Consider the following 20,768-nt stretch of genomic DNA (forward strand, 5'->3'; position numbering starts at 1 on the left):
GCGACTCGTCCACGGACACGTCCGTCACCGGTCCACGTGTCACCCACGCTAACGATTTACCGCGCACACGCGTTTTGCCATGCCTGATTTCCGCTTTCCGGACCGATCTTCAGACCGCCGCGGCGAAGCCGCGGCCGCCTTCCCGCGTTCGAACGCCTGCATGAACGGGGAGCGCGCCTGATGGATTTCAACTTCAACCTGAAGCGCACCGCCAATGCGTCGGCATGGCGGGTGTTGCCCAATCGCTGGGACTTCGTCGCCTTTCCGTTGATCATCTGCATCATCGCGATGGCGGCGATCGGCTTTCACGAGACGCTCGCGCCGATGTCGACGCTCAAGACCCAGGCGATCTCGCTCGATCCCTCGAACCTGCCTGAATATGCGATGCGCACCACTCTGCGCATGCTGGCGGCCATGGTCGCCTCGCTGATCTTCACGCTGGCCTACGGCACGCTGGCCGCCAAGAGCCGCCGCGCGGGTCTCGTGCTGGTGCCGATTCTCGACATCCTGCAGTCGGTGCCGGTGCTCGGCTACATCTCGTTTACGGTCACGTTCTTTCTCGCGCTGTTTCCGGGCCGCGTGCTCGGCGCCGAACTCGCGGCGATCTTCGCGATCTTCACGAGCCAGGCGTGGAACATGACGTTCAGCTTCTATCAGTCGCTGCGCACCGTGCCGCGCGATCTCGACGAGGTCTCGCGCGGCTTTCACCTGACCTCGTGGCAGCGCTTCTGGAAGCTGGAAGTGCCGTTCTCGATGCCCGGCCTCATCTGGAACATGATGATGTCGATGTCGGGCGGCTGGTTCTTCGTGGTCGCCTCCGAGGCGATCACGGTCGGCAATCGTTCGATCACGCTGCCGGGGATCGGCGCCTATCTGGCGCAGGCGATCGTCGAGCAGAACCTGCACGCGATCGGCTGGGTGATCCTCGCGATGACGGTCGTGATTCTCGCCTACGACCAGTTGCTGTTCCGTCCGCTCGTCGCATGGGCCGACAAGTTCCGCATGGAAACCACCAGTTCGGGCGACGCGCCCGAATCGTGGCTGCTCGACCTGATTCGCCGCACGCGTCTGATTCACCGCCTGCTCGTGCCGCTCGGCTGGATGTTCGCGAAGGCCGCGCGCGTGCCGTTCCGCTTGCCGGCGATCCAGGGGCGGCGCTTTCAGATGCCGCGGATCCAGAAGCGCTCGCGCGTTGGCGACATCGCGTGGGCGGCGCTGGTGCTGGCCGGCACCGTGTACGTGGTGTATCGGGTGTTCATCTACGTGCGCACCGGCGTCTCGCTCGACGAAGTCGGCCATGTGCTCGTGCTGGGTCTCATCACGCTGTTGCGCGTGGTGTTGCTGATCGCGCTGGCGTCGGTGGTGTGGGTGCCGGTGGGTGTGCTGATCGGGCTGCGTCCGGCGCTTGCCGAAAAGATCCAGCCGCTCGCGCAGTTTCTGGCCGCGTTTCCGGCCAACCTGCTGTTCCCGGTGTTCGTCATCGCGATCGTGCGCTTCCATCTGAACCCGGATATCTGGCTGTCGCCGCTGATCGTGCTTGGCACCCAGTGGTATATCCTGTTCAACGTGATTGCCGGCGCGACCTCCTATCCGAACGACTATCGCGAGGCGGCCAAGAACTTCCACATTCGCGGCTGGCAATGGTGGCGCCAGGCCATTCTGCCGGGCATTTTCCCGTACTACGTGACGGGCGCGATCACGGCCTCGGGCGGTGCGTGGAACGCGAGCATCGTCGCCGAATTCGTTCAGTGGGGCGACACCAGGGTGATGGCGCACGGACTCGGCGCCTACATCGCGCAGTCCACCGAGGCGGGCGACTACCCGAAGATCATCGTGGGCATCGCCGTGATGTCCCTGTTCGTGACTCTGTTCAACCGCCTGCTGTGGCGTCCGATGTACGCCTATGCCGAAGCCAAGCTCCGGCTCGATTGAGTAATAAGGCAAAACGCGATGCAAAATTCTAAAGCTGCTATGACCGCCGCGCCGATCCAGACGCCGCCGAAGCCGCCGCGCCTCGGCGAAGAGATCCTGCGCGTCAAGGACGTGTGCCGCGGGTTCAACAAGTCGCAGGGCGAACTGCTCGTCCTCGACGACGCGAACCTGTCGCTGCGCGAAGGCGAGATCGTCGGTTTGCTGGGCCGCTCAGGCTCGGGCAAGTCGACGCTGTTGCGCATCATCGCCGGTCTGATCGAACCGACCGACGGCGAAGTGACGTATATGGGCAAGCCGCTCGACGGTCCCGCGAAAGGCGTCGCAATGGTGTTTCAGACCTTCGCGCTGTTCCCGTGGCTGACCGTGCTGCAGAACGTCGAAGCCGGTCTCGAGGCGCAGGGCGTGGCCGCGCGCGAGCGCCGCGAACGCGCGCTTGCCGCGATCGACCTGATCGGTCTCGACGGCTTCGAGAATGCTTATCCGCGCGAGTTGTCGGGCGGCATGCGTCAGCGCGTCGGTTTCGCGCGCGCGCTGGTGGTCGATCCCACGCTGCTGCTGATGGACGAGCCGTTCTCCGCGCTCGACGTGCTCACGGCCGAAACGCTGCGCACCGACTTGCTCGATCTGTGGACGCAAGGCCGCATGCCGATCAAGGCGGTGCTGATCGTCACGCACAACATCGAGGAAGCGGTGTTCATGTGCGACCGGATTCTCGTGCTGTCGTCCAATCCGGGCCGCGTGATCGCCGAGATCAAGGTGCCGTTCAAGCATCCGCGCAACCGGCTGGATCCGGCGTTCCGGCGGCTGGTCGACGAGATCTACGCGAAGATGACCGCGCGTCAGACCGACGAAAAGACCAAGAAGGGGCTGGAGCTGCACAGTTGGCTGCCGCACGTGTCGACCAACCTGATGGCCGGTCTGATCGAGACGCTCGCCGCCGCGCCGTATCATGGCCGCGCCGACATGCCGGAGATCGCGCGCTCGCTGCATCTGGAAGTGGACGATCTGTTCCCGGTGGCCGAAGTGCTGCAACACCTGGGCTTCGCGGACGTGCGCGAGGGCGATATTTTCCTGACGCCGCCGGCGCGTGTGTTCGCCGAGTTCGGCACCCAGGAACGCAAGATGATGTTCGCCGAGCATCTGCTGCGGCACGTGCCGCTCGCCGCGCGGATCAAGAAGGTGCTGAATGAGCGGCCGGGGCATCGCGCGCCGCGCGTGCGCTTCGAGCAGGAGCTGGAGGATTTCCTGTCGGACAGCGCCGCGGAAGAGACGCTCGACGCGGTCATCAACTGGGGCCGTTATGGCGAGATCTTCTCGTACAACGACCAGACGGAAATCTTCAGCCTGGAAGACGTGGAGTCTTAAGCGCGTTCCGGCCGATTGACGCGTTTCAAGTAAAAACGGCAGGAAGACCCTGCCGTTTTTTCATTGCCGCCCGAGAGTTTTGCAGCGCGCTTATTGCAGCGCGCCCCAGCGCGCGACCGCCGGTTCCGCGGACGCCCACTTCCAGCCTTTGTCCTGCCGGCAGGCGCTCGCGGTGTACCAGTCTTCATGTGCGTTCGGGCCGTCGCCGTCCTGCACCGAGAACACGAACTCCTTGCACAGCGCGAGGGCCGAGCCGAACGCGCGCGTCACGCGCACCTGGCCGTGGCCGTTCTCGATCGGCAGCGCATGCTTGACCGCCCACGGCCGCGTCTCGCCGACCGGCATCGCGCCCGCCAATGCGGCGATCATATTCTGCTGGTCGGTGTGCATGGTGCGCATGTAGCGGCCGATCGCTTCGTCGGTCGCGGCCTGCACGGCAATGCCGACGCCAATGCCCACCGCCGGATTCGATGTGATGAGACCGGACGCGACGCCGGCCGCCGCGCCGCTCGCCGCGCCGACCGACGAACAGCCGCTCGTCAACAGGCTCGCCCCGACACAGACCGCGCCGGCCAGCAGAAGCCGCAGCCGGTTGCCGGAAAGCGAAGCCGTGCGGAAAAGCGGACGCTGGCGCCGATCCGCCAGCAAACGCAGATGCAAGCGCGCCGTCATTGCAGCGCGCCCCAGCGTTCGGTGGCGGGTTCAGCCGATGCCCATTTCCAGTTGTCGCCGTCGCGGCAGATCGACGCGACGTAGAACGCGCTGCTTGCCGGCACATTCTTGGTGGCGGTTTGATCGACCGAGAAAACGATTTCCTTGCAGTCGAGTGCGCCCGTGCTGATCGTGCGGCTGACCGTGACGCGGCCATGTTCGTCGTCCTCGATCGGCACCGAGTGAGTGACGCTCCACGGCGCGACCGCGCCGACCTCGAGCGGCCCGGCGATTCTTGCGATGCCGTCCTGCGTGTTCTTGTGAACCACGCGCTCGGAGTACTGGACGCCGGCGCGGGCCGCGGCCACCGCGCCGAGACCGATGCCGGTGGCGACGGCCGCATTGCTGGTGACCTTCGCCGCGAGCGCGGCGCCCGCGATACCGGCGCTTGTGGTGGCGCCCTCGGAATAGAGCGAACTACAGCCGCTCAGCGCCGACGTCACCGCCACTGCCAACGCAACGAGCGCTGTTGTATTGATGCGTCCGCGCCTCGTCGTTTGTTTCACGCCCGCCGCCCACACGATACTTTTTTGCATGTCCCTGTCCGTGCTCCTGCAAGTGTCGCGCGCTCATACTCGAAACCGATGTGTGAACGAGCGGCACGCCTTTCCATCGTTGCAATATGCGCTGCCGCATTTTGCAGGATGCCATTTGTAATTGGCAGAGGGAAAGTGCAAGGAATTGCAAAAGATGATGCGAGGCAAATCGGTTTCTGCTTGCGGTGACCGCCGATTTGATTGGCGATGCGAAGGGATCGATAAGAGATTGCGTGACGCGCTGAACGCGCTCGTTGCACGTTCCTTTGCATCTAGCGTGCGAACTTCCGGCACCGGCCAACCAAAGGCGCGCTCACGCGATTGAATCACGTGAGCGTTGCAGCCGAGGCTTACGGCTCGATTTCTTCCTCGGGGCCGTCTTCGCCGCCGTAAGCGCTCAGGCGGTTGTACAGCGTCTTCAGACTCACGCCGAGTGCCTTGGCCGCGCGCCGCTTGTCGCCGCCGCAATATTTGAGCGTGCCGAGAATGATCTGCTTTTGCGCGTCGGCGAGCGGCGTGCCGATCCACACGCTCATCGCGTCGCCCTGGGTCACGGGCTTCTTCACACGCGACGCGAGGTGCGGGTGCGGCAGCTCGACCGTCTTCTCCGCGAGAATGAACGCGCGATAAACCGCGTTCTTCAACTCGCGCACGTTGCCCGGCCACGACCAGGTGCGCAGCGTTTCGATCGAGCGCTTGCTGAAGCTCTTGTTCGCACCCTCCTGGTGGTTCAACTGCGCGAGGAAATGCTGCGCGAGCAGTTCGCGATCGTTTTCGCGCTCGCGCAACGGCGGCGCGCGCAATGGAAACACCGCGAGTCGATACATGAGATCTTCACGCAGGCCGTTTTCCTTGACGGCCACCGCGGGGTCGCGATTGGTGGCGGCGATCACGCGCACGTCGCCGCTGATCAACTGGTTGCCGCCGACCCGATAGAAGGTGCCTGTCTCGAGCGCGCGCAACAGCTTGACCTGGCGCACCGGCGCCATTTCCGTGACTTCGTCGAGGAACAGCGTGCCGCCGTTCGCGTGTTCGAAGTAGCCGATGCGGCCTTGAACCGCGCCCGTGAAGCTGCCTTTCTCGTGGCCGAACAGTTCGGCTTCGATCAGTTCGTCGGGGATCGCGCCGCAGTTCACGGCGACGAACGGTGCGTTCTTGCGGCCGCTTTGATCGTGAATCGTGCGGGCGATCAATTCCTTGCCCGTGCCGGATTCGCCGATGATGAGAGCGGTCGCGTCGGTGCCGGCAACGCGCTCGATCTGCTCGTACAGATCGAGCATCACCGGCGACGAGCCGTAGAGCAGCCCATACGATTTCAGTCCCGGGACGTCCGCGACGCGTTGCTTCGCGTTTGCCGAAGCGCCGCCGCCGGCGGAGACGCTGGGCGAGTCCACATCGATTGACGTCATAAACGGGGAGTCCTGTGCCAGGGGGTTCGTTGTTGCGGCGCGCAGGCCTGGGAACGAGATGGGCCGAAGCCGTCTCTCACAAAGGTCGATTTAACCACTTGCAGGCCGCTTACGGCAATCCGTGTAACGACGAGCCGCGACATTCGTGCGAAGTCGGTCGAAACTGCCTGAAGCGCGGCCGCGCCGCGAGCGCGCGATAGTTTTACCGGGCACGCGCCTTGCGCGATGCAGCCGATAGGCATGTGTTTCCCGCGCGATGACCTGTCGCGGCTTGGTGTGCGACGAATGCGCGTCGTCATCGGCGATGACGGACCCGGAACCACCCGCGGCCGCTGAACTCAGACGAGGAGTGAATGATGACTGACACCACGCAACAGCTTGCGCTCGGCGGGCAGAAGATTGTCGAGGACCTGCGAGTGCTGCTGAAGGATTCGGAGGAAATGCTGCGGCTTGCGGCCAACGTGCCGGGCGAGGGCGTCGGCGTGTTGCGCGACAAGCTGGGCACGCATGTGGAGACGCTGCAATCCGCGCTCGGCGATGCGCAACAAGGCGCGCAGCGGCGCTATCGGGTTGCCGCGGTCAACACGAAACAGTATGTGCGGCACAACCCGTGGCGCGCGATTGGTATTGCCGCGGGCGTCGGCTTCCTGCTCGGCGTGCTGAGCGCGCGCTAACGCCCGGTTCGGCACGTATCCGCTTCACGACGACAAAGGAGTTCGCGATGACACGACCCAAAATCGGCATCTTCGGCGCGTTGATGGCGCTCGGCGGCTTTCTCGCGGTCCGCTACGTGCAGCGTAGCCGCGCCGCGCAGATTCCGGCGGCGCGTGAACTGAGCCGCTGGGAGGGCGAGGGCGGCGCGGTGGCGGAAACGCCTGCCACGCCCGCCGGTGGCACGGCGGCGGCGACCGCGCCGGCCACGCATGGCGGCAACGGCTCGGCGCATCCGAACGGCAACGGCGGTGCGTGGCCGTTTCCACATGGCTGACCACGCCTTCACGCGGTGCTCGGCCGGCGTACCGAGCGTCGAGCGCGCTCGGGCACGCACTGCCGGTTTGTCTCGATAAAGCCGTATAATAGGCAAATAAACAACAATGACCCATCGCGCATGCGAATTTATCTGGCCATTGTTGCGTTATTGCACTAAGTCGAAGGTTCTGCGTTTTTGCGACACGCTGGCGTCCGGTGCTGGTGCAGCGTCGCGAGGCAACGGACCGCGACCCGTTTTTCCGGCATGCGCGTTAGCATGTTTCTTCACTCACGCTTTCAGGCTCTCGAGACGCGATGCCACATGTACTGATTGTCGATGACGATGCCGGTACCCGCGAGGCGCTTTCCGCCATCATCGGGGAAGACGGCTTGACCACCGCCACCGCGGGCGATCTGCGCGAAGCGCGCATTCAACTGGTCCGGCAAATGCCGGACGTCGTCTTTACCGACCTGAAGCTGCCCGACGGCAGCGGGGTCGATCTGTTCGAAGATCTGGATCCGCGCTCGGGCGTGGAAGTGATCGTGATTACCGGTCACGCCACGGTGGAGTCGGCGGTGAGCGCGCTGAAAATGGGCGCCACCGATTACCTCGTGAAGCCCATCAACATGCAGCGCGTGAAGGCGATTCTGTCGCGCCTGCCGCGCGCGGGCGACCTCAAGGCGGAAATCGGCACGTTGCGCGGCGAGTTGCGGCGCATGGGCCGCTTCGGTTTGATGCTCGGCAACTCGCCGGCCATGCAGGAGGTGTACGACCAGATCGGCCGCGTTGCGCCGACGGCGGCCTCCGTGATGCTGGTGGGCGAATCGGGCACCGGCAAGGAAGTCGCCGCGCAGACGCTGCACGAACTGAGCTTGCGCCGCAAGCATGCGTTTCTGGCGGTGAACTGCGGCGCGATTTCGCCGAACTTGATCGAATCGGAGATGTTCGGTCATGAGCGCGGCTCGTTTACCGGCGCTGACCGTCAGCACAAGGGCTATTTCGAGCGCGCGAACGGCGGCACGCTGTTCCTCGACGAAATCACCGAGATGCCGATCGAGTTGCAGGTGAAGTTGCTGCGCGTGCTCGAAACCGGCATGTTCATGCGGGTCGGCACGACGAAGGAAATCGAAACCGACGTGCGCCTCATCGCGGCCACGAATCGCGATCCCGAGCAGGCCGTGCTCGAAGGCAAACTGCGGCTCGACCTGTACCACCGTCTGAATGTGTTTCCGATCAGCCTGCCGCCGCTGCGCGAGCGTGGCAAGGACGTGGAACTGTTGGCGCAGGCGTTCCTCGACGAACTGAACGAACGCCACGGCACGAAGAAGCATTTCCCGGCGGCGGTGAAGGAAATGCTGCTGTCGTACCCGTGGCCGGGCAATGTGCGTGAACTGAAGAACTACGTGCAGCGCGCGCACATCATGTCGGGGACCGACTCCGACAGCACGGCGACCGTGCCGTTGCAGATCACGTTGTCGAAGCCTACCGCCGGCACGGCGATCACGATACCGTTTGGCACGTCGCTCGCCGAGGCGGATCGTCAACTGATTCTCGCGACGCTCGAGCAATGCGGTGGGGTGAAGACGCGTGCCGCGGAGATTCTCGGGATCAGTCTGAAGACGCTGTATAACCGGCTTGTCGAGTATGGGAATGATGCGCGGGAGGAAGGGGATTCGGCGGATGAGTCGCGGGCTTTGGGTGGGGCGGATGTTTGAAGGTTTTTGCCTGCTCGGCGGCTTGGGTTGTGGTTTTGTTGTTTTTGGCCTTTCCTTGATTTGTTAGTGGTCTATTGGGGTTGCCCCTGTGCGGGGCGGCACCTACTTTCTTTGCCGCCGCAAAGAAAGTAGGCAAAGAAAGCGGCTCACACCGCCAGCTTTGAAGTGGGTCTCCTGGCTTGGAGGGCGCAGTGGTGCATCTGGAATCCGTGCCCTCGCGCACTCCGCGCTCGTGACAAGGCAGTCATTCTTCCGGCGGCGCTGCGCGCGCCGTCGCGGTACTTCATCAAACCGCGGGTAGCTTCGGTGTTTGCGGTACTTCATCAAACCGCGGGTAGCTTCGGTGTTTGCGGTACTTCATCAAACCGCGGGTAGCTTCGGCGTTTGCGGTACTTCATCAAACCGCAGGCAGTTTCTGCGTTCACACTACTTTTCCAAACCGTTCGCGCTGCTCGCCGCAGCCGTCGTTTCGCCGAACGCCGTTGAGTTGCTGCGCGCGTCGGTGCGCCGTCCCATCGTTAGCTCGCTCCGTCCAGCGCCACGCTGAGAACGCCGCCCGGTTGCGGCGTCTCGCCGAGGCGAAGCCGATGGCCCCCAACACGCGCAATGAAACCGCTGGTTTCCGTGCGCGCCGCTTCCGGCGAGCGCGCAGCGCGAGGCGGGAAGTATGACTGCCTTGTCACGAACGCCGAATGCGCGAGAACACCGATTCCAGATGCACCACTGCCCCCTCCAAGCCAGGGGACCCGCTTGAAAGCTGGCGGTGTGAGCCGCTTTCTTTGCCTACTTTCTTTGCGGCCGGCAAAGAAAGTAGGTGCCGCCCCGCACAGGGGCGACCCTAATAGACCACTAACAAATCAAGGAAAGGCCAACGATACCGGCCAACAACCCCAAGCCGCCGAGCAGGCAAAAAAACCGGCGCAACCAAAACCCAACCGGCACACCCCTTGCTCCCCTCGAATACAGACCACAAAAAGACGAGGAAACCGACATGCCACACCACGCCGCCGCGTCCGCGCCGCCCCTGCATGCGCACCGCCCCGAGCCGATCGAGCCGCCATCGCCGCCCAACACGCCGGGCGAGCCGGACATCATTCCGAATCCGACTCCCGAACCAGCCGAACCGGTGCCGCCGCCGATAGGCGATCCACCGCCGCAGCCCACCCAAGCGCCACAAGCCTGTCAGCGTCCGCCGCGAGGCATGCAACTCTGACACGCCCGGCGCGCCGTGCCCCATACTGGCGAGGCGAATTTATGTACTTGTTACAAAGCCGACGCATCTTTTACCGGCAATCCGGCGCCATGAAGCCCTAGACTTCAATTGATGCCGCTCATCGCGGCGGGCTTCCTTGGAGGCAGCGATCATGAGACACCCAGCACTGCGACGTTCCGCGCGCCACGCAAAGCGCGATTCCCGGCCCGACGCGGCCAAAAGCGGTCCGCCGACGTCGCCCGATCCCGCCGCGCAGAACCGCGTCGTGCCCGACGCCCCCCCGGACGGCGAGCACAATCAGGGCGGCGTGCGCCCGGAAGGCCTCGAATACCAGCGCGATCTGGGCTCCGAGCAGGACGCCTGAATTCGCGCCCCCGCAGGCGAAAACCGTCCTAACGTCGATCGTATAAGCAGAAAAAATTTCTTCGCGGCTCGAACAAGTCGCGTGTTCCTGCTCGCCCGTCACATTTGCATACATTTTTATTTCGATTCCTTGCGAAAACGGCACGCGGCTTGCATGCACGTTGCGGCACATATCCGTATGCAACGAAACAACTGAACTAGGTGGAGCGCCAATGAGCAGACTGATCGTGGTATCGAATCGTGTCGCGCCGACGCAGGAAGGCCGTCCCGCAGCGGGAGGTCTTGCGATCGGTGTGCTGGACGCGTTGAAGGAAACCGGCGGCGTCTGGTTCGGCTGGAGCGGCGAGACGGTGAGCGAGCCGTCCCCTCCGGTGATCGAAAAGCAGGGCAACGTGACCTACGCGACCGTGGGCCTCACCAAGCGAGACTACGACCAGTACTACCGCGGTTTCTCGAACGCGACGCTGTGGCCGACGTTCCACTATCGCAATGACCTGTCGCGCTATGACCGCCAGGAGTACGCGGGTTATCAGCGCGTCAACGCGACGCTCGCGAGGCAACTGAAAGAACTGCTCAGGCCCGACGACATCATCTGGGTCCACGACTATCACCTGCTGCCGTTCGCGCGCTGCCTGCGCGATCTCGGCGTGAAGAACCCGATCGGCTTCTTCCTGCATATTCCGTTTCCGGTGCCCGAGGTGCTGCGCACGATTCCGCCGCACGACGAACTCGTCAAGGCGATGTGCAGTTACGACGTGGTCGGCTTCCAGACCGAGGCGGATCGCCAGTCGTTCGTCGACTTCATCGAGCGCGGCCTGCACGGCACCTCGAGCGAGGACGGCATGGTGCACGCGTACAACCGCTTTCTCAAGGTCGCCGCGTACCCGATCGGCATCTATCCGGACGCGATCGCCAAGGCCGCCGAGCAGTTCACCGACCGCAAGCCGGTGCGCAGCCTGCGCGACGGCATGCGCGGACGCAAGCTGATCATGAGCGTCGACCGTCTCGACTATTCGAAGGGCCTGGTGGAGCGCTTCCAGGCGTTCGAACGGCTGCTGCTGAATGCGCCGGGCTGGCACGGCCGCGTGTCGCTGGTGCAGATCGCGCCGCCGACGCGCTCGGACGTGCAGACCTATCAGCGGATTCGTCAAACGCTGGAGGGCGAAGCGGGCCGCATCAATGGCCGCTTCGCGCAACTCGACTGGACGCCGATTCAATACCTGAACCGCAAGTACGAACGCAATCTGCTGATGGCGCTGTTCCGTCAATCGCAGGTCGGCTATGTGACGCCGCTGCGCGACGGCATGAATCTGGTGGCGAAGGAATACGTCGCGTCGCAGGACCCGGCCGATCCGGGCGTGCTGGTGCTGTCGCAATTCGCCGGCGCCGCCGAGCAACTGCCGGGCGCGCTGGTCGTCAATCCGTTCGATCTGTCGCAGATGGCCGAGGCGCTGGAGCGTGCGCTGTCGATGCCGCTCGCCGAGCGTCAGGCGCGTCACGCGGACATGATGGCGCCGATGCGCGAGAACAACCTGTCCGTCTGGCGCGATACGTTCCTCGCCGATCTGCGCAACGTCGCGACGGCATCCTCGGTGACGGCCAACGCGGTAAAGCTCGCTGACGTGACGGCTTCGTCGTAGCTGGATCAGCGGCTGCGCGGGTATCGCCGGGAATGCGCATGCTGGTCACGTCTGAACCGCGATGTAGGGAAACGCGAAGAGAAAAGCAGGGCGCGGATCGCCGTGTGCGATGCGCGCCCTTTTCGTGTCCCCGTGATTCGTGCCTATCGCGGATGCACGACGAGCGGATGTACGACGAAGTCAGGCGGCTTGCGGATTGGCTCGCTGCGTGATCCGCATCATGCTGACCACCGCGGCGAGCGCCGAAAAGCCCGCGGCCACGTACAGCGCGACGGTTGGTCCGTGGTGAGGCGCGACGCCGAAGATCAGCGCGACCAGCGCCGCTCCGAGCGTCTGCCCGGTCAGCCGCGCGGTGCCGAGCATGCCGCTCGCGCCGCCGCTGCGCTCGCGCGGCGCGGACGCGAGGATGGTGCGGTTGTTCGGCGACTGGAAGATGCCGAAGCCCACGCCGCACAGCGCCATGCGCCACGCGATCTGCATGGGCTCGGGATGCGCGCCCAGCGTGGCGAGCAGCAACAGGCCGGCTGTCAGCGTGGCGAGCCCGACGCCGCCCAGCCAGCCTGACGACACCTTGTCCGCCAGCACGCCGGCAATCGGCGCCGCGACGATGATCACCGCCGGCCACGGCGTCATCAGCAAGCCGGTTTCCACTTGCGACAGACCCAGCGTGTCCTGCAACAAAAACGGCAGCGACACGAAGGCGAGCATCTGCGCGCAGAACGAACAGACCGAGGTGCCGATCGACAGCGCGAACACCGGAATCCTCAGCAAGTCGATCGGCAGCAGGGGCGCCGCCTGAGTCAACTGACGGCGCACGAAGAAGTAACCGATCACCACGGCCGCGAGCACTTCGAGCACCACATAGCCGCGCTGTTCGCCGTGGCCGAGGCCGTCGAGCGCGAAAATCAGCAAGCCGAACACGAACGCGTTCATCACCGCGCTCAGGTAGTCGTAGGGCGACTCATGGCCGGGATTCAACGGCAAAGCCTTGAAGCCGCCGACGATCGCCGCGATGCCGATCGGCACGTTGATCGCGAACAGCCACGGCCACGCAGCGACGGCGAGCACGCCGGAGGCGACCGTCGGCCCGACCGCCGACGACACCGCCACCACCATCGCGTTGATCGCGATGCCGCGCCCGAGCTGCGTGCGCGGATAGATCATGCGCACGAGCGCGGTGTTCACGCTCATGATGCCCGCCGCGCCGAAGCCCTGAACCACGCGAGCGAGCGCGAGCATCGGCAGCGAGGTGGACAACGCGCAACCGAGCGACGCGATCGTAAACAGCATCAGCCCGCCCAGATAGATGCGCCGATAGCCGATGCGGTCGCCGAGCGAGGCGAGCGGCAGCAGCGAAATGGTGATGGCGAGCTGGTAAGCGTTGACGATCCAGATCGAGCCGGCTGCGCTCGCGCGCAGATTTCGCGCGATGGTGGGCAGCGCGACGTTGGCGATCGCGCTGTCGAGCACAGCGAGCGTGAGGGCGAGCGCGATGACGAGCATCGCCCAGTAGCGTTGCGGGATCGGCAAGCCCGATTCGGCGCTGTCCGCGTGCGTGGCCTCGGGAAGCGTGTCGGCGGCCTCGGCTGGTGTGGGATCGTTCTGGCGCGATGGTCGTGCGTGCATCGATTATTGGATTTGTAGTGGAGCGGCTCGGCTGCGGCACGTCGAGCCGCCCGCGTTGCTTGCCGCATTCGGAAGCTCGACCGCGGCAGCGGCGATGCCGGTGCCCGTTGTCGCGCATCGGCGTCGCGTGTTCCGCGTTACTTGAGTTCGTACAGGCCGGTGTGGGTGGCGGAGTCGATTTCGTTCAGGTGCGTCATGAAGCGCGCGACCGCGTTGGTGGTCTCCGCATTGACCGGCAGATGCGGCACCTTCAGCGCATGCAGCCGGAAAATGTAGCGATGCGTTCTGTCGCCTCGCGGCGGCGCGGCCCCGCCGAAGCCGACCGTGCCGTAGTCGTTGCGCAATTGCAGCGCGCCTTGAGGAAGCAGCGAACCGTCGGCCTTGCCGGCATTGCGCGGCAGCGAGCGCGCGTCGGCCGGAATGTTGACCACGATCCAATGCCAGAAGCCGCTGCCCGTGGGCGCGTCGGGGTCGTGAACGGTGAGTGCGAAGCTTTGGGTGTCGGCCGGCGGCGCGTCCCACTGCAGGGCGGGCGAGATGTTCTCGCCGTCCCCGCCGAACGACTTGTCGTGGTATTCCTGGGCTTTCGACATGAAGCCGTTGGTGGGGAAATCGTCGGACCAGAGACGGAAATCAGCCATTGTGTGCCTCCCTTCCTGGTTGGTTCTGGGATGCTCGGGGCGCGAGATTTTGCTGCCGGCTCATTGACATGGCGGCGCGCGAAAGCGCCTTGCGTTAGCCAATTGAGTGTAGCACCAGCGGCCTCGGCATTCGCGTGAGCACGGCATGCCGCAAGCGGCTTTCAGCCTCGCTCCTCGAAGCCCGGCGCGTCGCTTTTCAGCCACTCGACAAGCCGTCGCAATACACCTTCGATATCACGATTGGCGCCACGCAAAGCGCATTCCCACACGACGGCGACGCGCCAGCCGTTCGCCAGCAACGTTTCACGCACCTTGTCGTCGTTGCTGCGATTGCGGCCGATTTTCTCGCGCCAGAACTCGGGCCGCGTTTGCGGCCACTTGAACAGATGGCAGTCGTGGCCGTGCCAGAAACAGCCGTGCACCAGCACGACGGCGCGGTAGCGCGGCAGCACGATGTCGGGGCGTCCGGGCAGATCGCGCGCGTCGAGGCGAAAGCGAAAGCCTTGCCGATGCAGCAGGCTGCGGATCAGGATTTCCGGCTTGGTGTTGCGGCCGCGAATGCCGGACATCATCCGGCTGCGCGTCGCGCTATCGACGATATCGACCATGGTCAGGGTTGTGGCGACGCACCGGCGCGCGCATTGGAGGTTTCACGCATGGAGCGATAGAGCCTGCCGCGAGCCATCGTGCGTCGTCCCGGCGAGCAGCGCCTGCACGTGCGGCAGCATGATGCGCGCCACTTCGTGCATCACGGGCATGACGACGCTGTTGCCGAATTGCCGATACGCCTGAGTGTCGCTGACCGCAATCCTGAAGGTATCGGGAAAGCCCATCAGCCGCGCGCACTCGCGCGGCGTGAGGCGGCGAGGGCGCAGCGCCTCGCCTTGATAAACGAGGATTTCCGAGCCGTCCTTGTGATAGCGCGCCGACAGCGTGCGCGTGACGCTGTCCGGGTAGGCCATGCCGAAGCCGAAACCGTTGCCCGCCGCGCGGTGCTTGTCCGCGTAGTTTTGCAGGTAGGTCCAGAGGTTCGGTGTGAGCGTGTACTTGGGCTGCACGCGTTGGCCGGCGTGATCGAAGAAGCGGTCGTGATCCCACGGCAGCACCGGCTCGCCGCCGTCGGTGCGGTGCAGGATCGAACCGAGGCGCGGGCCGGTTGTCGGCAGCTTCAGGTCGTCCCAGCAAAAGCCGGTCTTGCCGCGAAAGCCGACGATGATGATGCGCTCGCGGTGCTGCGGCGTGAAATGCCGGCCGTCGACCACGCGGTAATGCACTTCGTAGCCGAGTTCGTCGCGCAAGGTTTGCAGGATCACGTCGAAGGTGCGGCCCTTGTCGTGCGAGAGCAGATTCTTCACGTTCTCCAGCAGGAACGCGGCGGGGCGCTTGGCCGCGATGATTCGCGCGACGTCGAAAAAGAGCGTGCCTTGCGTCGTGCATTCGAAACCGTGGGGCCGGCCCAAGGCGTTTTTCTTGCTGACCCCGGCGATCGAAAACGGCTGGCAGGGGAAGCCGCCGAGCAGGACGTCGTGGCTCGGCACGTCCTCGGCGGGGAACGACACGATATCGCCGATCAGCGCGTGCGCGTCGCCGGCGGGGTAGTTCTCGCGGTACGTCCTGGTGGAAAAATCGTTCCATTCGCTGGTGAAGACGCACTCGCCGCCATGCGCCTCGAACCCCATGCGAATGCCGCCGATGCCGGCGAACAGGTCGATGAAGCGGAATCGGGCGTCGCCGGCCGTACCGTTCGGGCCACTCGTGCGCGCGCCGGTGTGCAGCAGGTCGCGCAACGCCGGCTCCAGCATGGCCGGACAAGGCGTTTCGCCTTTTTCCCAGCGACGCACCGTCTTGATGTCCTTGCCGACGTGTGCGGCGATTTCGCGTTGAGTGAAGCGGGCGCGCGCCTGCCTGAGCAGGTCGAGCGGTGCGGCGAGGGTCACGGGTGTCCTTGCTGGGAATTTTTGCGGACATTATGACCTAAGGTCGTCCCATTTTTCTCGGTTTTGGGCTGGATGGGCAGGAAATTTCGAACGCTACCGGGCGGAGATCGGCTAAACGTCTTTGTCACATTGGGTCGTGTACGCTTGCGGCGTGACGCGAAGTCCCCGCGTTGCGACGTGTTGAGGCCGCGGCGTCGTTCGCGGCCATTTTTTTAAGCGGGAGGCGGGGGCGTGACCTGCGTTGTTGGGTTGGGCTGCGCACGGCTGCCGCGCGTCAGGCGAACTGGCCGGCGTCGGTCGAGTAGGGCGGGGGAAACAATGCGGCGGCCGCGGGGGCCAGCCTGTCCCATGCGAGCGGCGGACCGCTTTCGAACTGATCGAGTTGGAGCAGGAGGCTGTCGACCGCGCACAGTTGCGCGTGGGACAAGCTGCCGGTGTCGAGCAACTGGAACAGACGCTGGCGCCAGTAGGCGGCGGGGAAGATCGGTCCGCCCAGGTCGCCATGCAGGGCCGGCCGCATGATTCGCGTGATGTGCGCGATGTCCCGATCGGCCAGCGCGGCCTGCGATGACCCCGAAAGCGTGATGAGTGTGCGGTTCATGGCTCCTCCTTGACGGGTTTACGGCCGGCCGCTGCGGGACTTTAGCGGTTTTTTTGTGCGGGCCTTTCGCTGAAGGAATCGACGCGAACGCAGCCTGGTACGCCCGTTGCTGAAAATGGCTACTGGCGTAATGTCGCGCCGACATGCGGATAGGGAGCCGAACATGAACAAGGATCAAGTGAAGGGTGCGGGCCAGCAGGTCAAGGGCAAGGTTAACGAAGCCGTGGGCAAGGCCACGGACAATCCCGGCAAGGAACTGAAGGGCGGTATGCAGCAAGGCGCCGGCAAGGTCCAGAAGGCGTACGGCGATGCAAAGGAAGACGCCAAGGACGACGCAAAACGCAATAGGCCGTAATTCACGTTGGCATGCAGCTCGACGGGAAGGCGCTTCGGCGCCTTTCTTTTTTCGAGGCCGGGCCTTGGAGGCGGGACTTCGGCGGCGCGGTCGATCTCGCCTGGGAGTAACCCGGTGTCCGCGCCGCGGACGTTTCGCGCGCCGCGCGTCGCCTTTAGACTTGGCGCATCCAACAATAAGCAGGAGACGCCCATGACACCCGAAAAAATACTCTCGATGTTCGAGCGGCAGTACCTGGAGGGCAAGGTGCCCGTCGACCTCGAACCCGCTTGCGCGAGCTTTGCGACCTGGCTTGCTTCGGCCTGGGATCAGTTCGACGGCGAGCAGAAGATGCTGATGCTGACCATCGGCGCGGCATTGTGGCGCGAAGGATATAACCTGCGCGCCGGTACGGCGACGAAAGACTTGTGGTGACGGCTGGCGTCGGTGGGTTTGGTGAGGGAACCGGCTGCGGATCGAACTCCGAAGTCCCACGTTCGCTGATGCGCGTTTGCGCACGCGTTGCGCGGAGTCGGTTTATATTTGGCGCTCGCGCGTTCGGGGCCTTGATTTCGGTCGGTCGACCGACGACCCCGAGTCCAATTACCCGTCGCCACTCTCGCACAAAGGTTACGTCAGCACATGAGCGATCTATCCGCCTTCCCGATCACGAAGAAATGGCCTGCCGCGCATCCCGAGCGGATTCAGCTCTATTCGCTGCCCACGCCTAACGGCGTGAAGGTGTCGATCATGCTCGAGGAGACCGGTCTGCCGTACGAGCCCCACCTCGTGCGCTTCGACACCAACGATCAGATGACGCCGGAATTTCTGTCGGTCAATCCGAACAACAAGATTCCCGCGATCATCGATCCGAACGGTCCTGACGATAAGCCGCTGCCGCTGTTCGAATCCGGCGCGATTCTGCTGTATCTCGCGGACAAGTCGGGCCAGTTGATTCCGCGCGACGCCGCCGGCCGTTATGAAGCGATTCAGTGGGTGATGTTCCAGATGGGCGGCATTGGCCCGATGTTCGGCCAGCTCGGTTTCTTCCATAAGTTCGCCGGCAAGGAGTACGAGGACAAACGTCCGCGCGATCGCTATGTCGCCGAGTCGAGGCGCCTGCTCGGCGTGCTGGACCAGCGGCTCGAAGGACGTGAGTGGCTTCTCGGCGACACCTATTCGATTGCCGATATCGCGACGTTTCCTTGGGTGCGCAATCTGATCGGTTTCTATGAGGCGGGTGAACTCGTCGGCATCCAGGATTTTGCGAACGTGAGGCGCGTGCTGGCCGCGTTCGTCGCCCGTCCGGCGGTGGTGAGGGGATTGGAGATTCCGAAGCGGCAGTGATGCATTCCTAGGGAATCTGGGTTGTGTTGGGCAATTGTGGGTAGAAAAAAGCCCCGCAGCGCAAGGCGTACGGGGCTTTTCTGGGCAAACTTGGGTGAGGCTGGGAAGCTACTTGGTCCCCCTGACAGGAATCGAACCTGTATCTAGCGCTTAGGAGGCACTTGTTCTATCCATTGAACTACAGGGAGATGGATATTGGCAATGGGAAGACCGCAGCCTTGCTGCTACTGGCTTCAGCCTTATCCCGCGGGCGTTTCCGACTTTTCTGCTTCTTCCTAAATGAAGCGCCGTGACAGCCTGTGAACCCCAGTTTATAGCAGTCTTCGCTGCACTTTTTGCTACAGGTCGATCCTGTAGCACCGGAAAATGATCTGGCACTGCGTCAGTTTCCAGACGGGTTAAGCACATGGCTTCGATCCTGCCGGTGGGCAGTCGCTGGCGTGCCCAGGTACGCAAGCGAGGGCAGAGTATAGCAAAAACGTTCAAAACTGAATCCGCTGCGGAGGCTTGGGCGCGGGAGAGGGAAGCCGAGATCGACAAGGGGCACAACGCGGTCGACGCGGCCACCGTGACCGTGGGGGAGCTCGTCAGGAAAATACCGACAGGCGCGCGCCGATTCAAAGCGCGCAGTGGTGCCGAAATCGAACGAGCACTACATACTGCAGCGGCATCGACCAGAAGTGGCCGCCGTGACCGCGCACAAGGGCTGGCGCAATCTGAAGCGATACACCAATCTCGACCCGGCTCAGGTCGCGAAGAAAGGACGGTTGAAGCTAGTGAAAGCGGCCTGATTATCAAGGTCGAAGCGGCGGCTGTCGTTGCTGTAATCCAGCCCGCATAACTTCGCGGGCGCGGACCGATTTCGAATCATTTCTGACGATTTCAGCGCCTCTCGTGTGGTAGCGTTCCACCGCGCTTCCTTTCCTCACAGGAGACAGAATGCCATTCGATAAATCCGTCGCCGCTAGCTACGCAGACGATCACGCGCAATCCCACAGCACCGGCAACTGTGCAAGGTACGTGCGCAAGGCGATAGAAGCCGGCGGCCTCTCGCTGCACCACGCGCACTTCGCCAAGGACTACGGCCCGCTTTTGCAAGCGGTTGGCTTTCGGGAAACAACCGGATCGCCGCAGAAAGGCGACGTGGTCGTGATACAACCGGCGCCCGGACACCCCGCCGGGCACATGGCGATTTTTGACGGCTCGATCTGGGTATCTGATTTCAAACAAACGCATTCCGGCGCGCAAGGCTTCTATCCGGGGCCTGCCTATCGACAGGCACAGCCCTCACACAAGACCTACCGGTACAACTAGGGCCCACCATGAAGAAGATATTCACATTCTCTGTGTCGGTATGGCTGCTCGTGTGCGGAATGTTTTTGCAGCAGGCCGCGCTCGCGGATAGCGTCACGCCTGATGCAAGCACGAAAGCGTTCTACGCCTGGTACATCAAGCGGCAATCGAATGATGTCTATCCGTTGATGGACAAAGGGATTTATACGTACGTAGCCAAAGCGACGGCCGACAAGCTGCGCAACGCCTATCACCATAATCGGCTGCCGGGCGATAGCGACTATTTCACCAAGGTGCAGGACTACGACGAGCACGATTGGGCTGCCAATATCGCAACGCGCCCCGCTGTGATGCTCGACGATGTTGCGGTCGTGCCCGTTACCTTTGGATCGACGGACAAGGTCAGTGTGTTGGTGTTTCTCCGCAAACAGGGGGATGCCTGGAAAATCACAAAGGTCGACGACACCCGCGACCTTCAATAGAGCAATCATTTCCATTGCTGCGCGGCCGCAGGCGATCGAGCGGCGCAGGCTCGATCGCGGTCCCTGTAGCACCGCTAGACTGCTTTCTGGCGAGCCGACATCCGGCCATTCAGGTGCAGACCGACAGGGTCGCGGCCGATGATCGTGCGAGCGCACGCAACTTCGCGGCGCCGGAGCGCGACCATACGGCGTGCAACCTGGCCTATATCTACACGGTCGCGCGCTTCGCGGTGATTCGTCTCGAGTTCCTGCTGGCGGCCAGACAAATCAGGCTCGACGACGGTGTGAACCGCGCGGGAATCCTTGCCAAAAGTTCCTAGACCTCTTGTCATCAACTTGCAAGTTATCAACTCGAATAGGCTCATATTGTTGTGCGAATACGCTAGTCTCGGCAATCGAAGGGGTTCATTCCTGGCGCCACAGAAGTTGCACGGCGGACCCTTTTAAATTCAGAAAATCAGCCGGATTATTTTAAAAGAGCCTTCTTCGGATTTAAGCTGGCGATCAAACTAAATTTCTTGGATTGGACGAAATGGACCAAACAAAATTCAATCAAATTTGCAACGAGTTTACGCAAATTAAGGATAAAAGCGAATTCTCATTGGTTATTAAACTAATATCGGACCACGTGCAGGAGTCTCTGACGGAAAAGC

The 20,768-nt window shown here is 63.4% G+C and carries 23 protein-coding genes and 1 tRNA gene; 15 read left to right on the forward strand and 9 right to left on the reverse strand.

Annotated features, from left to right (window positions below; translation table 11 throughout):
• Window positions 1-180: 180 nt before the first annotated feature.
• Window positions 181-1,932 (forward strand): ABC transporter permease, encoded by a 1,752-nt coding sequence (locus ACTJLC_RS22040; protein WP_310118617.1) that lies wholly within the window; start codon window positions 181-183, stop codon window positions 1,930-1,932.
• 18 nt (window positions 1,933-1,950) lie between these two features.
• Window positions 1,951-3,297, forward strand: coding sequence for an ABC transporter ATP-binding protein (locus tag ACTJLC_RS22045; protein WP_310132096.1), 1,347 nt, complete (start codon window positions 1,951-1,953; stop codon window positions 3,295-3,297).
• Window positions 3,298-3,387: 90 nt separating this feature from the next.
• Here the strand turns inward: ACTJLC_RS22045 and ACTJLC_RS22050 are convergent, their stop codons facing one another.
• The 3 genes from ACTJLC_RS22050 to ACTJLC_RS22060 form a co-directional block, all read right to left on the reverse strand.
• Complete coding sequence (locus ACTJLC_RS22050) at window positions 3,388-3,969, reverse strand: hypothetical protein (RefSeq protein WP_310132093.1); 582 nt, start codon at window positions 3,967-3,969, stop codon at window positions 3,388-3,390.
• Complete coding sequence (locus ACTJLC_RS22055) at window positions 3,966-4,544, reverse strand: hypothetical protein (protein WP_440845121.1); 579 nt, start codon at window positions 4,542-4,544, stop codon at window positions 3,966-3,968. Before ACTJLC_RS22055 ends, ACTJLC_RS22050 begins: the two co-directional genes overlap by 4 nt.
• A gap of 350 nt (window positions 4,545-4,894) precedes the next feature.
• Window positions 4,895-5,953, reverse strand: coding sequence for a sigma-54 interaction domain-containing protein (locus tag ACTJLC_RS22060; protein WP_073430732.1), 1,059 nt, complete (start codon window positions 5,951-5,953; stop codon window positions 4,895-4,897).
• A gap of 356 nt (window positions 5,954-6,309) precedes the next feature.
• Between ACTJLC_RS22060 and ACTJLC_RS22065 the strand changes: the two genes are divergently transcribed.
• From ACTJLC_RS22065 to otsA, 6 genes are all read left to right on the forward strand, one after another.
• A complete protein-coding gene (locus ACTJLC_RS22065) occupies window positions 6,310-6,627 on the forward strand; it encodes a DUF883 family protein (RefSeq protein WP_073430731.1) in 318 nt (105 codons plus the stop codon).
• Window positions 6,628-6,674: 47 nt separating this feature from the next.
• A complete protein-coding gene (locus ACTJLC_RS22070) occupies window positions 6,675-6,941 on the forward strand; it encodes a hypothetical protein (RefSeq protein WP_310132090.1) in 267 nt (88 codons plus the stop codon).
• Between the two features lie 296 nt (window positions 6,942-7,237).
• Window positions 7,238-8,638 carry a sigma-54-dependent transcriptional regulator gene (locus tag ACTJLC_RS22075; protein ID WP_073430729.1) on the forward strand — a complete coding sequence of 467 codons (1,401 nt, stop codon included), beginning with the start codon at window positions 7,238-7,240 and terminating at the stop codon, window positions 8,636-8,638.
• Between the two features lie 991 nt (window positions 8,639-9,629).
• Window positions 9,630-9,851 carry a hypothetical protein gene (locus tag ACTJLC_RS22080; RefSeq protein ID WP_310124539.1) on the forward strand — a complete coding sequence of 74 codons (222 nt, stop codon included), beginning with the start codon at window positions 9,630-9,632 and terminating at the stop codon, window positions 9,849-9,851.
• Window positions 9,852-10,002: 151 nt separating this feature from the next.
• The gene (locus ACTJLC_RS22085; RefSeq protein ID WP_310132087.1) at window positions 10,003-10,215 is read left to right on the forward strand and encodes a hypothetical protein; all 213 of its coding nucleotides are present in this window, start codon (window positions 10,003-10,005) and stop codon (window positions 10,213-10,215) included.
• Window positions 10,216-10,426: 211 nt separating this feature from the next.
• Complete coding sequence (otsA, locus tag ACTJLC_RS22090) at window positions 10,427-11,854, forward strand: alpha,alpha-trehalose-phosphate synthase (UDP-forming) (protein ID WP_440845124.1); 1,428 nt, start codon at window positions 10,427-10,429, stop codon at window positions 11,852-11,854.
• A 180-nt stretch (window positions 11,855-12,034) separates the two neighbouring features.
• Here otsA and ACTJLC_RS22095 read toward each other — a convergent pair whose 3' ends face one another.
• From ACTJLC_RS22095 to ACTJLC_RS22115, 5 genes are all read right to left on the reverse strand, one after another.
• Entirely contained in the window at window positions 12,035-13,480 is a 1,446-nt protein-coding gene (locus ACTJLC_RS22095; protein ID WP_310132084.1) for an MFS transporter, read from the reverse strand.
• Between the two features lie 137 nt (window positions 13,481-13,617).
• Entirely contained in the window at window positions 13,618-14,121 is a 504-nt protein-coding gene (locus ACTJLC_RS22100; protein ID WP_073432713.1) for a YbhB/YbcL family Raf kinase inhibitor-like protein, read from the reverse strand.
• Window positions 14,122-14,282: 161 nt separating this feature from the next.
• Window positions 14,283-14,729, reverse strand: coding sequence for a very short patch repair endonuclease (locus ACTJLC_RS22105; protein WP_310132082.1), 447 nt, complete (start codon window positions 14,727-14,729; stop codon window positions 14,283-14,285).
• Window positions 14,730-14,771: 42 nt separating this feature from the next.
• On the reverse strand, window positions 14,772-16,058 hold the full coding sequence (gene dcm, locus ACTJLC_RS22110) for a DNA (cytosine-5-)-methyltransferase (protein WP_310132081.1): 1,287 nt from the start codon (window positions 16,056-16,058) through the stop codon (window positions 14,772-14,774).
• Window positions 16,059-16,332: 274 nt separating this feature from the next.
• Entirely contained in the window at window positions 16,333-16,659 is a 327-nt protein-coding gene (locus tag ACTJLC_RS22115) for a hypothetical protein (RefSeq protein WP_073432719.1), read from the reverse strand.
• A 163-nt stretch (window positions 16,660-16,822) separates the two neighbouring features.
• Between ACTJLC_RS22115 and ACTJLC_RS22120 the strand changes: the two genes are divergently transcribed.
• The 3 genes from ACTJLC_RS22120 to ACTJLC_RS22130 all read left to right on the forward strand — a co-directional run bounded on the left by ACTJLC_RS22120 (window position 16,823) and on the right by ACTJLC_RS22130 (window position 18,340).
• A complete protein-coding gene (locus tag ACTJLC_RS22120) occupies window positions 16,823-17,014 on the forward strand; it encodes a CsbD family protein (protein WP_073432721.1) in 192 nt (63 codons plus the stop codon).
• Between the two features lie 192 nt (window positions 17,015-17,206).
• A complete protein-coding gene (locus ACTJLC_RS22125) occupies window positions 17,207-17,428 on the forward strand; it encodes a hypothetical protein (protein WP_083085406.1) in 222 nt (73 codons plus the stop codon).
• Between the two features lie 207 nt (window positions 17,429-17,635).
• Window positions 17,636-18,340 carry a glutathione S-transferase N-terminal domain-containing protein gene (locus tag ACTJLC_RS22130; RefSeq protein WP_083085404.1) on the forward strand — a complete coding sequence of 235 codons (705 nt, stop codon included), beginning with the start codon at window positions 17,636-17,638 and terminating at the stop codon, window positions 18,338-18,340.
• Window positions 18,341-18,453: 113 nt separating this feature from the next.
• Here the strand turns inward: ACTJLC_RS22130 and ACTJLC_RS22135 are convergent.
• Window positions 18,454-18,528, reverse strand: a tRNA-Arg gene (locus ACTJLC_RS22135).
• Between the two features lie 218 nt (window positions 18,529-18,746).
• On the opposite strand from ACTJLC_RS22135, the gene ACTJLC_RS22140 reads away from it, so the two are divergent.
• The 4 genes from ACTJLC_RS22140 to ACTJLC_RS22155 all read left to right on the forward strand — a co-directional run bounded on the left by ACTJLC_RS22140 (window position 18,747) and on the right by ACTJLC_RS22155 (window position 20,435).
• Window positions 18,747-19,181, forward strand: coding sequence for a hypothetical protein (locus tag ACTJLC_RS22140; RefSeq protein ID WP_235004880.1), 435 nt, complete (start codon window positions 18,747-18,749; stop codon window positions 19,179-19,181).
• Window positions 19,182-19,279: 98 nt separating this feature from the next.
• Entirely contained in the window at window positions 19,280-19,654 is a 375-nt protein-coding gene (locus tag ACTJLC_RS22145; RefSeq protein WP_073429469.1) for a CHAP domain-containing protein, read from the forward strand.
• Between the two features lie 8 nt (window positions 19,655-19,662).
• Window positions 19,663-20,115, forward strand: coding sequence for a DUF3828 domain-containing protein (locus tag ACTJLC_RS22150; RefSeq protein ID WP_073429470.1), 453 nt, complete (start codon window positions 19,663-19,665; stop codon window positions 20,113-20,115).
• Between the two features lie 14 nt (window positions 20,116-20,129).
• Window positions 20,130-20,435 (forward strand): hypothetical protein, encoded by a 306-nt coding sequence (locus tag ACTJLC_RS22155; RefSeq protein WP_310131946.1) that lies wholly within the window; start codon window positions 20,130-20,132, stop codon window positions 20,433-20,435.
• Window positions 20,436-20,768: the final 333 nt, after the last annotated feature.

This window comes from Paraburkholderia sp. 22099 (assembly GCF_052045835.1).
Taxonomy (GTDB): Bacteria; Pseudomonadota; Gammaproteobacteria; order Burkholderiales; family Burkholderiaceae; genus Paraburkholderia; species Paraburkholderia terricola.